Below are 13,346 nucleotides of genomic sequence, written 5' to 3' on the forward strand. Positions count from 1 at the left end.
TTCCCTGTTCCGCACCGGAAAGCTCCAACCAGGATTATCCGGTTCCAGAATCACAGGAAGGTCGGTTTTCAGTTCTTCCACATAAATAAGAGGGATCCGCTGACAAACAGCAGATCCCTCTTGTTCAATTAACGCATAATTACTTCATTCCCGCATATTCGTTACCGGCAAATTCAATTCCACTTTTGCTCCCTGCGAGGTATTTGAAAGATGAAGAGAACCACCATGCTGTTTTGCAGTCTGTGCGGCGCCAAACAGGCCCATCCCCAGATGCCCCTCCTGAGGGCGGCTGGCATCACTGGTGAAAAAGGGCTGGCCGCCCTTGGCGAGGGCCGCAGCTGAAAACCCGGGGCCAGTATCCTCCACCGAAAGTTTCACCTGTTTCTCTTCCAGTAGTATATTCAGAACCACTTTGCCACCCGCCGGGGTATAACGCACCGCATTATCCAGAAGATTCGTCACTGCCCGATCCAAAGCAGCAGGATATACCCAAAGAGAAATAGGCGGAACCGAAGAACAGATGAATTCGACCTGTTTGGCTCCGCAAAGGCTTTGCCCTGTTCGCTTCCAGCCTTCTGCCAGGTGTTCCAGAGAGACCTGTTCTTTCTGTTGTTCCATCAATCCTTCCGGGCTGGTCATGGCTCGAAGTTGTACCAGATACTCCTGCACTCGAACCGCACTGCGAAGGATAGTCTCTACCATTTCCTTCTGGAAACCGATTTGTCAAGGGGAGATTACCCTGGAGTTATACATTTTTCTTTTTTGAGCTTCTGAGCCGTCGCCTTTCACCGCGGCCCTAAAATTTTGCATAAACACGACACAAGATCAGCAGCGTGTAAGCAATCAGAAAAAACTAAACCGCCTGTCCCTATGGCCGAGATAAGGGTCACTAGGACAAGCGGTTTTCTTTGCCTTAAATGATGACTGGTAAGATGTACATATTCCATGACGTTAGTCAGAACGGAAATAAGCCTGGTGGTGTACCATAACATCGTCTAGAATGCCTGAATCATCAAAACCAAGCTTCCAAGAGGCCGGGTCAAGAGGGTCATCAATTTCGTATTTCAAGCTATATCCACCATAGGTTGCCTCAAAGCTATCGTTCGGTTGGCCATACAGTTTTAAGACATCTTCTCTGGTAGACCATCCCAGCATCAACCCACCGGGAAGGCGTAGTTCTGTACCGGAAAAGTCGTAGTTGCCATATATTACATGAATACCTCCCACCGTGCTCTCGGCGACGGGGATCGTGCTTTCGGTGGTGTTGAAGACACAGACGCTGATATCCTGCTCGTGGTCATTGGTCAACGAGACCCATTCCCATTCATAGGACGCATACGGGCCTTCCGCGCCAGCCAGAGAAAGCCCGGCATCCTCCTCGGAAATCACCCACCCATCGTCAAGGAAAGCCGCAAGGGGAACTGGTAATGTATAAACCGTATCATTGATCTGGATTGAAAAACTTTCCCAATCATTCGGGAGTTCAGGGGATGGTGGGTACAATTCTGCCCCTGACGCGTCGAGTTCTGTCATAAATTCGAGCGACATCAAGGTGGAGGTGTGCGGCAGGTAGGTGACTTTCGCAAACAGATTGTAGTCGTTCCCGCCCCACAGCGCGCGCCCTTCCTCGTACCTCTTTTCACTGATTTCAAAGGAATGCCGCTCGCCGGTCATATCTACGCCGCGCAGATAATAGTCGTCCGAACCATAGTCCCCGATCCCTCGCGAATATTCAAATTCCAGCCGCTCCAAATAGGCGGCTTCCGGGCGCTTGAGATAGGGAATGTCCAAAACGAGCGGCCGGACAAGGAAGAAAGCGGCGGCGACGCATAGCAGAATGCCTGCGGTTCTGCCGACCTTTTGCAGGAACGTTGCGTCCGGCCGAATCAGCAGTACGAATAAGACAAGGGCGATGATCACCGCTACCAGCCCTAAACCGCCATGGACAATGACGGCTTGCATAAACCCCGTGATTCCGATGGCAAAGGCATCGGCGCTTGTAAACCATTCCATCACCGCGAGGATGGTGATCGGCAGAAAAAAGATGACGGCAAGGAACAAAATAAACCATTTTAACTCCGCCTTGTTTTTTTCGCCGCCGGGTGTTCTTTCGTCTGTTCGGTTCTCATTTATATTGTTCATTTTCTCTCTTGCTTTTATGAAAATCAGTGTTTCAAACGCTCCAGTACCTCGCAAATCGCGAGCATCCCCTGTTTTTGATCTTTGATTTTGGCGGTGATGCTGTTGTTGACCAGCGACAATTTTATTTTGGTTTTCCCGCTTTTCGCTTTGATGATCCGCTGGGAAGGCAGTAAACCTTTTTGTACTTTCAGTTCGTCAAACTGGTCAAACGGAATGCAGATTTTACCGTAAATATGCGAGATATCAAAAGTTTCCAACACTGCGATAACCAATGTTTTTTCTGTCACGCCAACATAACAATATACATTACTCAAAGCTCCCAGTGCCAACATTTCAGCCGTCCCAGACATCAAGGTCCCCCATGCTTTTCCCTGGTACGTTTCCCCGTCCGGGCAAATACTGGCTAACATTTCATTCATATCTTTCTCATTCATGAACAAAGTCATATAGTTCACCTCGTTGTTTTGTTCATGGGTCAGTGGATCCGATTCCATCTTAGTTATAGCACTTATCTTATTTTACGATGTGAAATCAGGGTAAAATACCCGTAAATATTAGGCGAGAAAGGCACAAGGTTACCCAATAATTTGGCTACGACGAGATTCTGGAAGATGTGATGCTCGCTGAGGAGTGGGAAGGAAGTCCATGAAAATGTCAGAAAGGCTTGTTCCTGATAATGATAGCATTTAATGAAATCTTTTGAATCAGTTCCGGGATCATGCCATAATTTTACGCAATCTTAGCCTGCTCATGATAGATGTCAAACACGAATCACGATATAATTATACTGAATTGTTGTATCTAATGGATGAGGCGTTTTTTATGGGGGCTTTCTTTGACTGGCTGCTGTCAAATTCGAACGGAATCATTACAGTGATCGTCATCCTGGCGGTTGCGATTCCGTCTTTAACCGTAGTCCGCAGGCTGACGAAAGGGCATGTCAGCAAAAATTCCTGCACCGTACAGACCGTGGGATTTATCCGCTCCACCCGGCAGACCGGCCTGTATGTCAACGAAAACCCGCAGCTGCTTTTTGAACTGGACGCCCTGGCGGAGGACGGAACGGTGTTCCAGACCAGCGTGCGGAAAATCATCCCCATAACGGCGATGGCCGGTATGGTTCCCGGCAGGGCGATCCCCATCCGCTATAACCCGGACGACAGAATCCGGGCAGTGTGGGACTACCATCCGGATGAATCGCTGGCGCAGGAACGCGCCGCCCGCTATCTGTGCCAAAAGCACCCGGGCGATCTTTCCTATGAACAGCGGATGGAGCTGTTAAAAAACGGCGTGATGAAAAAGGCGTTGCTGAAAAGCTTCCGGCTGACCGGGAAAGAAGAGGCCGGGGACTATGAGGCAGAAGCGGCCATCCAGCTTGCCGGCGAGGAGCAGAGCGGCCATACATTCGAGCGAACGCTGTATGTACCCAATACGGCTTTGGAATACCTGATTCCCGGGCGGTATGTGGACGTGCGCGTCATCCCGGGCAGGGAAAATCTCTTTGTTTTTGTACTGGATACCTCCGTGGCATCCGGCATCAGTTAAGAGGAATACGGCGTCCGTTTGATACAGAGAAAGGGGTTGACCGTTTCGTGGAAAACGTATGGAGTCTTTTTTTCAACTGGATGGCTGAAAATCCGATTCGGGCCACCGTGATCATATCTGCGGTGGTCATTGCGCTGTGTATCCTGCTGGGATTTGTGCTCCCGGCCAGATCCGAAAGGCGGAAAAGGGAGAAGGAGCAGCGCTGGAGGGATGCCCGCACAGTGAAGGCCTTGGGTTTTATCCGTTCCGCAAAGCATACGGGACGATGCGTCAATGACAATCCCGAGTTTCGCTTCGTGGTGGACGCACTGGCCGAGGACGGGACTTTTTTTGATACCACCGTGACGGAAATCATCCCGAGGGCGCAGCTTCCCATGTGCTCCGTCGAAGCGCCGCTCTCCATCCGGTATGACCCGGCAGACCGCTCCCATGCCATCGGGGATGATAATCCGGATGCCGATGTGCTGAATGAGCGCATCGCCCGCTACCAGTGCCGAAAACATCCGGGCGAGCTGACCTATGAACAGCGCATGGAGCTTAGCAGAAACAGCGTGGTCAAAAAAGCGCTGCTGGAAAACCTGCGGCTGACCGGGAAAGAGGAAGCCGGGGACTGGGAAGCGGAAGCGACGGTTCGGATCACGGACAATGCGGCGGGAGACACGGTCATGAACCGCACCCTTTATCTAAACGACAAGATGCTTAAGCATATGGTTCCAGGCAAATATATCGACATCAGCGTTGTGCCGGGCAGGAAGGACTTTTTCGGTATCGTAACGGATATCGCTACGAAGGTTGTCCCTGAGAAAAGCGGGTCTTGAACGTCAAGCGGGCGCTCTTTCCTGTCCGGGATAACGTCAAAAAAGAAAGGATTGCGTTTTGAAAACGATCATTCATGATCTTAATAAAGCAGACTTCTCTGCTTTTGAACTTCCAGATGAAAATGTCGTGGTTTTCACTGCGGACGGCCAGTATGCTCCGTGCAGTGGCTGCTTTGCATGCTGGCTGAAAAATACCGGATTCTGTGTGATGGACGACTCCTTGAAACATGCGGGCGCATTGATCGGGCAAAGCGACCCGCTGATCATTATCAGCCGTTTGTGCTACGGCGGCTACAGCCCCGGCGTCAAGGCTGTTTTGGACCGCGCTATTGGAGTATCCCTCCCCTTCTTTACCTGGCGGGGCGGCCAAACCCATCATATAGGGCGCTACCCGCAGCGAAAACTGCTGCGGGTTCTCTTTTACGGAGATTCTACGGAATCGGAACGGCAGACTGCCACAGAGCTTGCCGAGCGTAACCGGCTCAACCTTGGATACAAAACAGCGGAAACGCTGTTTTTCCAAAATCCTGCACAGATCAGGGGAGCAATATCATGAAGCTGCTGATCTTCAATGCAAGCCCCAAAAAGAGAGGCGGCGCTTCTCAATTTTTCTCCGGTATCCTCCGGCTGTTTCTTCCCGGCCTTGTCAAAAAAACGGTTCCTCTGCGGAGCCGGAAAGACTTTGACCATGCGCTTTCCCAGTTGGGCAGCGCGGACGCCGTGTGTATCTCTTTCCCGCTTTATGTGGATGGATTGCCCTCTCATTTAGCAGAGTTCCTATCGCTGGCAGAAGAATATTGTAAAGCCCGTTCTCTTCGGTTCCGCCTGTACGCCATTGCCAACAACGGCTTTATAGAGGGACAGCAAAACCGTACTGCACTGCGGATACTGGAATCCTGGTGCCTGCATTCCGGCGCTATCTGGAGCGGCGGGATCGGGATTGGCGGAGGCGTCATGCTGCGGGTGCTGGGAATCGTCTATCCTGTTTTGATCGCGCTATCTATCGTACAGATCGCCGTTTCGTTTCTTACGGCAGGAAGCGTACCGCCGGACATGCTTTATACCCTCGCCATTCAGGCGGGAAGCTGGCTGTTTTTCAATTTCGGTGTATTGTTTTGCCTGGCCCGGTTGTCTGAGGCCGTTTACAAGCGCAAAACCGTAAAGAGCCGCTACACCCGTGTGCTGCTTCCATCCTTCCTGTTTGTTCCGATTGCCGATCTGTTTATGATTCTATCCTCTCTGTCTTGCGGCCGGTTCCTGTTCGCACTTTTAAAACAGGACGATTGTTCTCGTAATAAGGGGTAAGGTGATTGCATGAAGTCTGTCATTTTATACGGAAGCAGGTACGGAAGCGCCCGCCGGTATGCGCAGGAGCTGTCAAAGCAAACAGATATCCCTGCTGTCAGCTATCAAGAAGCACCGCCGCTTTCCAAACTGGAAACGATCGTGTATATCGGCGCGCTGTATGCCGGAGGCGTTCTGGGATTGACAAAGACGCTGCGAAGGCAGTCATTCGGAGAGCATCAAAGGCTGGTGATCGTTACGGTCGGGCTGGCTGATCCGGATATACCGCAAAATCGGGAGAATATCCGGAACTCCCTGCAAAAACAGATTCCCGCCCAGCTATATGGCAGAGCAGCGGTTTTCCATCTGCGAGGCGCCATTGATTATCAGGCGCTATCTCTGGGACACCGAACCATGATGGCGCTACTGCACCGATCTCTGCAAAAGAAACCGGCGGAAGAATGGAGCGAAGAAGACAAGGCGTTAATGGAAACCTACGGCAAGCAGGCAGATTTTGTCGATTTCGCTTCCCTGCGGCCGATTATCAATGAGATGCAGAGGGAAAGCAGGTAAGAAAAATTATTTGAATGCATAGCTTAGCCAGTTTGGCTTTCTCTGCTGCGAGGGATTCTATGTAGGTGCCACGAGCGCATTATTTTACGCTCTCTTATCAATCGGGTGCTTTCACGCGTATCGGAAAGGAAATGGTTTATGGCTGAAAAGCGAACTGTCCGCTTTGTAAAATGGCTGATTAAGGTTGTGATATCCTACGCAGTGTTTATCGGGACCGGCTGGCTTCTCGGGCGGATCCCCGCTCAAAAAATTGGCCTTTCCGAGGATATGTTTTTCGATCTGCGGATGTTTTTCATGCTGTTCGGCCCCATTTATCTCTCTCTGATCGTAAAAATTGTTTTGACAATTCTGGCCGCAATAAAGCATAAAGAAAAAGATACCGCCGAACAAAACAGGGGCGTTCTGCTTGCCGTCACTGCCATATTGATGCTTGCAAATCTGTCCAATGCCCAGACCGCAGCGGATCTGAGCAGCGGACTCATCGAAAGCAAAGGGCTGAAAAGCCTGAACAGGAGCAAACGGTACAATCTGAAAGGCAAGCGGTTTTTAAATATTTTCCTTCCCATCGCCTTTTATATGCTGATCCTGGAGATATTGACGCTGCTGGTCTGCATCGTCACCTTCGCACCGTTATCCAACGCGGCAAGCAACGCTTTTATTTTTACCATCGCCCTGACCGCTTTGCTCCTGCTGTTGATTCCACTCATTCTCACTTTTATCTCCGGGTTTAAGGGACAAGGCGGAACATGAAAGAAAGCGGGACAAGGAGCGGCAGGCCGCAGTTGTGTCCGGCAGCCTGGTCCTAGAAACCGATCTCATTCGCCGCAAACAGTATCTGCGGCTGCCGAAGCTGCTTGTGCTGGCGGTTTGCCCGGGCGCGTTCCTGCTTTCTTTTCTCGTGCTGTATTTCACCAAGAACCATCAGGACCAGTTGGCGGTCTTGATGCTGCGTCAGCCGTTTATGGCTCTGGCGGCCGCCTCGATCTTCGCTGTGATCCCGCTTCTGATGTACTGGGCAAACTGCTCAGGGACGTCTTTGGTTCAGCGCGTATATCTCTCGGAAAACCGGCTGTGCTATACCGGTCATAGCGGCAGCATGGACGAGCGGGTGGAATTTGCCTTTGTGCTGCTCCGGCTGAAAGAGTATTCTGTGGGAAGACGATCCATCTGTATCCGGGGAATATTTACCCGGAAGACAAAGGACGCCTACGGTACGCATCAGAAAAATGCCTTTTCCAAGACGCTCTGGATTCCCCGCACCTTTCCAGTGGAGCAGGAACGGATCCTGCTGGATTTTTTAAGAAAATCGTAGCCGTAAAATAATTTGCGCTCACACACTCCAAAAAAGATAACAAGGAGGCTTCAGAATGTATAAGACGATTGTTGTAAAATACTCTCCTAAAGCAAAGGAAATGGCGGCAAGAATCGAAGATGTAGCCAATCAAATGGAACAGGAAGGATTTGAACTGGTTTCTTGTTCTATTACACCTTCTTCCAAGGGGATTCTGGTTTTTAGACAGATAAAGACTCCCCAACCGACCGAAGTTTGTGAGCACGAAAAAGGATAAAATAAAAATTCCACCCAATTTACGCTGCTTATCTGTGAATAAGCTTATCCTGCTACACACAGCAAAAACATAAAATCCCTTTTCAGGTTGTGCTGAGCAGTCAGTTTTGCAACCTGAAAGGGATTTTGCCATTTTGTCTATTACTGCTGCGCAGCTTCAAGTAGCGCCTTTTTAAGCTGCCGCTCGATCCTCAGGAGGTCCGCTTCCGCACTCTGGCGGGCAGCGCGGCCCTCCTGCCGGTGCAGTCCCAGAGCGATCTTGATCTGGCTTTCCCACAGTGGAACGGTGCTGAGAGCCGCCATTTGGATTTTATCTGCCGGCATTTTATCGTTGCTCTGGATCAACCGGATCTGCGGCGCAGTCTGGATGGCGACGTTTTTGCTCAGCTTTAGGTCGTGAATTTTCTTTTCAAAGCGGTTCACGGCGTCTACAAAACCTCATACCACCTGGGCGCTCATAGGATCGTCCTCGTCCGACGCCTCGGCATGAAGCTTCGGCAGGTTGGAAGCTTTATCCAGTATATCATCGCCTCCGGATGAAGGACAGCAGGACTGCAAGAATCCCAACAAGAAGGATGCCGGCCGAGAGACCCATGAGGATACCGGAGGTGAAATCCTGGGACGGAGATCCGCCCGCCGCCCTGGAAACAATCCCCAAAACAATACCGAGCAGGATCAGCAGTACGCCGATACATCGTTTCCGGCTGCTCCTGAGCTTTTGCCTTATCCGTGCGATGGCCTCCTGAAAAGAACGATTTCCCTTCATATCGCTAACAACCTGTGCTATACTTGGTGCAAAGCCATTACCATTTTGCTCTTTCATCGCTTTTCCTTTCCGCTGGGTTGTTGGCACTTTCCAGTGTACAGGATTTAAAAGAGCATCGGTAGTAGCTTTATCTTTTCCGACTAGGTGTGGCTGCGAACTCCCGACACTTGAAGGTTAGTTTCGCCCGACCCGAATAATGGTAAACACATCCGCTAAGACTTCTCCCTCAGAGCTGAGAATGAAGCAATCGTGTTTATCCTTTGAGACATCAACACCAACAGAAACGACCATACCAGGCCGGCCAGATAGCCGGCCGGTGTATCCTTGGGAAGACGAATGCTGATATTGCCCGTTCGGATCTCGATGCTTTCTTCGCAAACCACCGGCGCGGCCTTTTCCAGAGCCGTCTCTGTGCTCCGATGGGAAGATTGTTCCGGCAGTTCCACCTGCACCGGCACGATCTCCTGCGGCGCCAAAAGTTCTCCGGCCAATTCATCCCGAAGCCGTTTTTGCCACCGCATGAAGGTGGAATAGCCAATGCCGTTCTCTGCGCACCACTCCCGCTTGCTTTTTCCGCTGTGCGTACACTCCTGCACAAGCTGCAGGCACCGCTGCTTTTTCAGATTTACATATTCCTTGCCCATTTTATTGCTCCTTTGTGAGACTTTTGAGACTTCTGAGATTTTTGCGACTTCTTAGACTTTTGAGACCTCTTTTCTCATTTGTCCCATTTCCTCCTATTGTCCCACATCCTTTCAGCCTTCGGTAGCCGGGGGATTATGGAGCGGTTACGTTTTCTCCACCCAAGGCTAAAAATTGGCATAAAAAATACCCCGTCAGATTTCTCTGACGAGGTAAGATAGGTTCAGACTATTGAATCATGCCCAGCAAGGACTTTGTGCTCTCCATGATGTCCTCGTAGCTGATTGTGGCAGCGTATGGATATTTATTCTGGTAGGACTTCCACAACGCATGCAGTTGCTCATCGTTCTCAACGGCTGCAATAATCTGCGGTGCGTCCGTTCTCAAATTTTCTGTACTCCGCTTTTTGCAAGTGGCATCAAACGCTCTTCCTAAAACTTCTGCATTGATTTCCTGTTCATAGATAGCAAGCAGCGTTCTGATATCGTAGAAATCCCTCATGCGTGTGTTCAGGAGACCTCTTGCAAGAACCGTCTGAAGCTTTTCCGCAAGGATGGTTTCGAGGTTGTATGACCATAGACTGATTGACCGGTCATCCAGCAGCAACTTATATTGATACTCAACTGCCCTAGGCGTAATCACGTCGCCAGTCGAAATATCAATTTTCATTGGAGTAATGAGCTTCCCCATTACGGCGTTCATAGTGAACCGAATACCCGGATACTCCATTTCGTCCATAATGTTGGAAACTTCTTTGATCTCGAATGTCACACCGTCTCCGAGGTCAATATTCTTGATTTCATTTACAATTCGAAGTGCATCCTCCACAGAAAGATTTTGATTCTTGAGACTGGTATCAATGTCCATCGTAGATCGGAGTGCTACGCCGACCATCGCAGTCACAAGCATTCCACCCTTGATGATGAAATTGTCCTTGTACTGCGAAACCGCAACTCGTTCCAAGAATCGTTCCATCATGTAGATTCGCATCAGTGTTCTTGCATCGGCTTTGTTCTTTTGGGCGACACTTTTAATTCGCCCCTTTACCTGATCTGGTGTAAGCTGCATTTTACAATAGTACTCCCATATATCTTCGGATCACATTATCAACACGAAACAACTTCGCATATTTCATCAATCGGTTCAGATCTTTATCTTTTCTCGACACATACGCTTTAAGAACCGAATTGAACTCCTGTGCCTCAATGGAATTACGGCTTCGCATCAAATCGCAGATTGTTCTTTCCAAATCGTACATCGGGATTTCATTACCACAATTGTCTTTGACCATGATTTTTCCGACATCCAAAAGTTCCTTCTTCACCGTGTAAGCTTTACAACTTCCATCGGCTGTCAATCTGTGCGAATTGTAGCCACTATAAATGGTAAACGTATGCACAAGTGGCTCTCTGTCCGTCAGATCATAATAGTAAAATGCTTCGTCATGCGAAAAAACAGCATTGGGGCATCTCTGATGCAGCACATACAATTCGTCCGGCCAGTTTTCACTCGCGGAATAGATTCCACGGCCGACCTGCTCTAATCCATTTTCACGAACATATTTATAGAATTTGAATTTTGATACTCCAGATTTTCCTGCAATGCGCGGCGTCAAGTAGTCATGGCTTTGAATCAGTCTTGTCATCTCATTCATAGAACCACCAACCTTTCGTGCTTATATTGTAAGTGAAATAAGCACGAAAGTCAAGTAAAATTCAACGACCGTGCTTATTTCGTTTTTAATATATGCACGGTCGTTGAGTGCGATGCTGTTAAAATTTGTCAAAGTCAGCCTGCGAAGCCAGTTCTCGATAGGGATACTCGTCGTTCTGCCGCTCTGTGAACATGTCGTTGACCAACCCGATGGTCAGCAAGTCGAGGTCGGCGATGCTGATACCGAGCTGCACACAGCGCAGCATGAAGAGCGGGGTGGTCATTACCCGCTCACTTTTGCGAGGTTTTTTCTTGCCTCTACCTCCGTCTGCACGTTCAGGCCCCACAGTTCGATCAACTGGGGCAAAATCTGGTAGATGGAGAAGGTTGCAAAAATCGCCACCCCAGCCCCATCTGCACGCAGTTTTAGCACCACCTTGCCGGAGTTTTAGCCCCACTTTCACGCACTGAAGCCCCAAAGCCTTATAATTGGTTTAGCACAGCCAAGCTGTGACTAAATCAATTGGAGGTTTCGTAATGACAAATTATCGGGAGATCTTGCGGTTAAGCAGTCTTCAGTACAGCCAGCGAACCATTGAATCAATGGCACACTGTTCCAGACATACGGTGCGAGATGTACTGCAGGCAGCAAAGAAACAAGGCATATCCTGGCCCCTCTCCGACGATGTCGCCAATGCCGATCTGGAACAGCTTCTCTTTCCGAACAGGCACAAAGCATCCAGTCAATATGCTGAGCCCGACTATCCGTACATCCACCGCGAACTGGCACGGTCGGGCGTGACCCTGACGCTGCTATGGGAAGAATACTGCGCGAAGTGTCAGGAGGCGGGCCAAAGGCCGTACATGAGTACTCAGTTTGGCGAACGGTACCGCCGCAGTGCCTATCTGGAAGAAGAGAAGCCCTATATGCTGCCGCTGCCGGTCAGTGCGTTTGAACCGGCCGTCTGGTCGGTTTCCAAGGTCGCCAACGACTATCTTGTTACGGATGGCAGGAACAAGTATTCTGTTCCCTATAACTTGATTGGCGAGCGCGTGGACATCCGCGTGACTAAAACAACGGTAGAGGTATTCTACCACGGCAGCCGTGTAGCCAGCCACCGCCGGCTGCAGACCCGGCAGCGTGATCCGCTGGTGAAGCGCGAGCATATGCCGCCGGAGCACCAGAAATATCTCACCTACAACGCTGACGAGTTCAGCCGCTGGGCGATGTCGGTCGGTCCTATGACCGAGAAGGTAGCCGAACACTTCCTGAAGTCCGGTAAAGCCGCCGAGCAGGGCTACAAGGCCTGCGCTGGTCTGACCAAACTGGAACAGCGGTACGGCAAACAGCGGCTGGAGGTAGCCTGCGGCAAAACTCTGGCGTACAGCACCACGCCCTCGCTGCGCACCATTGCCAGCATTCTGAAAAATGACCTGGACAAGCCGGACAAGGCCGAGAGCCAACTGTCGCAGTCCAAAGCCAATAGCTACGGCATTACCCGCGGCGCGGCCTACTTCCGGAAGGGAGGCGACCGCTGATGCTGAACCAGGCAACGATGGATATGCTCACGGCAATGAAGATGACCGCTATGGCAGCGGAGTTCGCCAACCAGTTGAAAGACCCCACGTTCAATGAACTGGGCTTCGAGGAGCGCCTGGGCTTGCTGGTAAATGCGGAATGGAACCGCCGACAGAGCAACAAACTGAACCGGTTTATCCGCAACGCGCGCTTCGCCGTGCCGTCTGCCACTGTAGAAGGCATTGAATACCACGAGGACCGAAAGCTGGACAAGGCACAGATGCTGCGGTTTGCCACCTGCCAGTACATTGACGAAGGCCACCACATTATCCTCAAGGGAGCCTCTGGCAACGGCAAGACTTACATCGCCTGTGCCCTGGGCAATGCGGCCTGCCGCCGTTTCAAGAAGGTGCAGTACATCCGTATGCCGGAACTACTGGATGAACTGAGCATTGCCCGCAGCGGCGGTACGCTGAAAAAGGTGCTTGAAGCCTACAAGAAGAAAGATTTGCTGATCCTGGACGAGTGGCTGATTCGTCCGCTGTCCCCGCAAGAATCCTATGATATGCTGGAGATCGTGGAGGCGCGGTGCCACAAGTCTACGATCTTTTGCACGCAGTACGAATCTGAGGGTTGGTACACCAGGATCGATCCCAACCCGGAATCTGACAGCCCCGTTTCAGAAGCCATTATGGACCGCATTATCCACAACGCTTATGAGGTTCTGGTGGATGGCCGAGTCTCGATGCGGGAACGCAAGGGCTTGAAGGCCACTCGGGAAGGCGATGGCCAGGATGTGTGACCGCCCATATCTTTGCGATGAGGAAAAATGTATGG

General features: G+C 50.6%; 18 protein-coding genes and 1 pseudogene. 10 read left to right on the forward strand and 9 right to left on the reverse strand.

What is annotated here, in order from left to right; genetic code table 11:
- Positions 1-144 precede the first annotated feature (144 nt).
- The 3 genes from EDD77_RS01605 to EDD77_RS01615 all read right to left on the reverse strand — a co-directional run bounded on the left by EDD77_RS01605 (position 145) and on the right by EDD77_RS01615 (position 2,588).
- Positions 145-618: a sensor histidine kinase gene (locus EDD77_RS01605; protein WP_172733301.1), complete on the reverse strand. Its 474-nt coding sequence runs from the start codon at positions 616-618 to the stop codon at positions 145-147.
- Between the two features lie 333 nt (positions 619-951).
- Entirely contained in the window at positions 952-2,196 is a 1,245-nt protein-coding gene (locus EDD77_RS01610; RefSeq protein WP_172733302.1) for a hypothetical protein, read from the reverse strand.
- Positions 2,166-2,588 carry a hypothetical protein gene (locus tag EDD77_RS01615; RefSeq protein WP_058966218.1) on the reverse strand — a complete coding sequence of 141 codons (423 nt, stop codon included), beginning with the start codon at positions 2,586-2,588 and terminating at the stop codon, positions 2,166-2,168. The genes EDD77_RS01610 and EDD77_RS01615 overlap by 31 nt, the downstream gene beginning before the upstream one ends.
- Before the next feature lie 376 nt (positions 2,589-2,964).
- On the opposite strand from EDD77_RS01615, the gene EDD77_RS01620 reads away from it, so the two are divergent.
- From EDD77_RS01620 to EDD77_RS01655, 8 genes are all read left to right on the forward strand, one after another.
- Entirely contained in the window at positions 2,965-3,687 is a 723-nt protein-coding gene (locus tag EDD77_RS01620) for a hypothetical protein (protein ID WP_058966220.1), read from the forward strand.
- A gap of 47 nt (positions 3,688-3,734) precedes the next feature.
- Entirely contained in the window at positions 3,735-4,505 is a 771-nt protein-coding gene (locus EDD77_RS01625) for a hypothetical protein (protein ID WP_058966222.1), read from the forward strand.
- 58 nt (positions 4,506-4,563) lie between these two features.
- Entirely contained in the window at positions 4,564-5,061 is a 498-nt protein-coding gene (locus EDD77_RS01630) for a flavodoxin family protein (protein ID WP_058966224.1), read from the forward strand.
- Complete coding sequence (locus EDD77_RS01635; RefSeq protein ID WP_058966226.1) at positions 5,058-5,810, forward strand: hypothetical protein; 753 nt, start codon at positions 5,058-5,060, stop codon at positions 5,808-5,810. Before EDD77_RS01630 ends, EDD77_RS01635 begins: the two co-directional genes overlap by 4 nt.
- Positions 5,811-5,819: 9 nt before the next feature.
- Positions 5,820-6,362: a flavodoxin domain-containing protein gene (locus EDD77_RS01640; RefSeq protein WP_058966228.1), complete on the forward strand. Its 543-nt coding sequence runs from the start codon at positions 5,820-5,822 to the stop codon at positions 6,360-6,362.
- A 138-nt stretch (positions 6,363-6,500) separates the two neighbouring features.
- Positions 6,501-7,112: a hypothetical protein gene (locus tag EDD77_RS01645; protein ID WP_058966230.1), complete on the forward strand. Its 612-nt coding sequence runs from the start codon at positions 6,501-6,503 to the stop codon at positions 7,110-7,112.
- A 34-nt stretch (positions 7,113-7,146) separates the two neighbouring features.
- Positions 7,147-7,674, forward strand: coding sequence for a hypothetical protein (locus EDD77_RS01650; RefSeq protein ID WP_058966232.1), 528 nt, complete (start codon positions 7,147-7,149; stop codon positions 7,672-7,674).
- A 55-nt stretch (positions 7,675-7,729) separates the two neighbouring features.
- Positions 7,730-7,930: a hypothetical protein gene (locus tag EDD77_RS01655; protein WP_058966235.1), complete on the forward strand. Its 201-nt coding sequence runs from the start codon at positions 7,730-7,732 to the stop codon at positions 7,928-7,930.
- A gap of 140 nt (positions 7,931-8,070) precedes the next feature.
- On the opposite strand, the gene EDD77_RS01660 is transcribed toward EDD77_RS01655, so the two are convergent.
- The 6 genes and pseudogenes from EDD77_RS01660 to EDD77_RS17970 all read right to left on the reverse strand — a co-directional run bounded on the left by EDD77_RS01660 (position 8,071) and on the right by EDD77_RS17970 (position 11,274).
- Entirely contained in the window at positions 8,071-8,352 is a 282-nt protein-coding gene (locus tag EDD77_RS01660) for a toxic anion resistance protein (protein WP_058966236.1), read from the reverse strand.
- A 100-nt stretch (positions 8,353-8,452) separates the two neighbouring features.
- Positions 8,453-8,752, reverse strand: a complete 300-nt coding sequence (locus EDD77_RS01665; protein WP_058966238.1) for an Ac45/VOA1 transmembrane domain-containing protein — start codon at positions 8,750-8,752, stop codon at positions 8,453-8,455.
- A gap of 377 nt (positions 8,753-9,129) precedes the next feature.
- Positions 9,130-9,339 (reverse strand): annotated as a pseudogene (tnpA, locus tag EDD77_RS18785) (IS66 family insertion sequence element accessory protein TnpA); the annotation flags it as partial.
- Positions 9,340-9,565: 226 nt separating this feature from the next.
- A complete protein-coding gene (locus tag EDD77_RS01675; RefSeq protein ID WP_058966242.1) occupies positions 9,566-10,405 on the reverse strand; it encodes a nucleotidyl transferase AbiEii/AbiGii toxin family protein in 840 nt (279 codons plus the stop codon).
- A 1-nt stretch (position 10,406) separates the two neighbouring features.
- Positions 10,407-10,991: a type IV toxin-antitoxin system AbiEi family antitoxin domain-containing protein gene (locus EDD77_RS01680; protein WP_058966244.1), complete on the reverse strand. Its 585-nt coding sequence runs from the start codon at positions 10,989-10,991 to the stop codon at positions 10,407-10,409.
- Positions 10,992-11,109: 118 nt separating this feature from the next.
- Positions 11,110-11,274: a hypothetical protein gene (locus EDD77_RS17970; protein WP_164496677.1), complete on the reverse strand. Its 165-nt coding sequence runs from the start codon at positions 11,272-11,274 to the stop codon at positions 11,110-11,112.
- 580 nt (positions 11,275-11,854) lie between these two features.
- Here EDD77_RS17970 and EDD77_RS01685 point away from each other — a divergent pair.
- On the forward strand, positions 11,855-12,529 hold the full coding sequence (locus EDD77_RS01685) for a Mu transposase domain-containing protein (RefSeq protein WP_058966246.1): 675 nt from the start codon (positions 11,855-11,857) through the stop codon (positions 12,527-12,529).
- A complete protein-coding gene (locus tag EDD77_RS01690) occupies positions 12,529-13,311 on the forward strand; it encodes an ATP-binding protein (protein WP_058966248.1) in 783 nt (260 codons plus the stop codon). The genes EDD77_RS01685 and EDD77_RS01690 overlap by 1 nt, the downstream gene beginning before the upstream one ends.
- Positions 13,312-13,346 lie beyond the last annotated feature (35 nt).

It is taken from the genome of Allofournierella massiliensis, assembly GCF_004345265.1.
Classification (GTDB): Bacteria; Bacillota; Clostridia; order Oscillospirales; family Ruminococcaceae; genus Allofournierella; species Allofournierella massiliensis.

Excerpts from the sequence above, each read along its gene's own strand:
- EDD77_RS01605 (WP_172733301.1), bottom strand. The coding sequence starts at position 618 with ATGGAACAACAGAAAGAACAGGTCTCTCTGGAACACCTGGCAGAAGGC.
- EDD77_RS01615 (WP_058966218.1), bottom strand. The coding sequence starts at position 2,588 with ATGACTTTGTTCATGAATGAGAAAGATATGAATGAAATGTTAGCCAGT.
- EDD77_RS01620 (WP_058966220.1), top strand. The coding sequence starts at position 2,965 with ATGGGGGCTTTCTTTGACTGGCTGCTGTCAAATTCGAACGGAATCATT.
- EDD77_RS01635 (WP_058966226.1), top strand. The coding sequence starts at position 5,058 with ATGAAGCTGCTGATCTTCAATGCAAGCCCCAAAAAGAGAGGCGGCGCT.
- EDD77_RS01640 (WP_058966228.1), top strand. The coding sequence starts at position 5,820 with ATGAAGTCTGTCATTTTATACGGAAGCAGGTACGGAAGCGCCCGCCGG.
- EDD77_RS01645 (WP_058966230.1), top strand. The coding sequence starts at position 6,501 with ATGGCTGAAAAGCGAACTGTCCGCTTTGTAAAATGGCTGATTAAGGTT.
- EDD77_RS01655 (WP_058966235.1), top strand. The coding sequence starts at position 7,730 with ATGTATAAGACGATTGTTGTAAAATACTCTCCTAAAGCAAAGGAAATG.
- EDD77_RS01665 (WP_058966238.1), bottom strand. The coding sequence starts at position 8,752 with ATGAAAGAGCAAAATGGTAATGGCTTTGCACCAAGTATAGCACAGGTT.
- EDD77_RS01675 (WP_058966242.1), bottom strand. The coding sequence starts at position 10,405 with ATGCAGCTTACACCAGATCAGGTAAAGGGGCGAATTAAAAGTGTCGCC.
- EDD77_RS01680 (WP_058966244.1), bottom strand. The coding sequence starts at position 10,991 with ATGAATGAGATGACAAGACTGATTCAAAGCCATGACTACTTGACGCCG.
- EDD77_RS17970 (WP_164496677.1), bottom strand. The coding sequence starts at position 11,274 with ATGACCACCCCGCTCTTCATGCTGCGCTGTGTGCAGCTCGGTATCAGC.
- EDD77_RS01685 (WP_058966246.1), top strand. The coding sequence starts at position 11,855 with ATGAGTACTCAGTTTGGCGAACGGTACCGCCGCAGTGCCTATCTGGAA.
- EDD77_RS01690 (WP_058966248.1), top strand. The coding sequence starts at position 12,529 with ATGCTGAACCAGGCAACGATGGATATGCTCACGGCAATGAAGATGACC.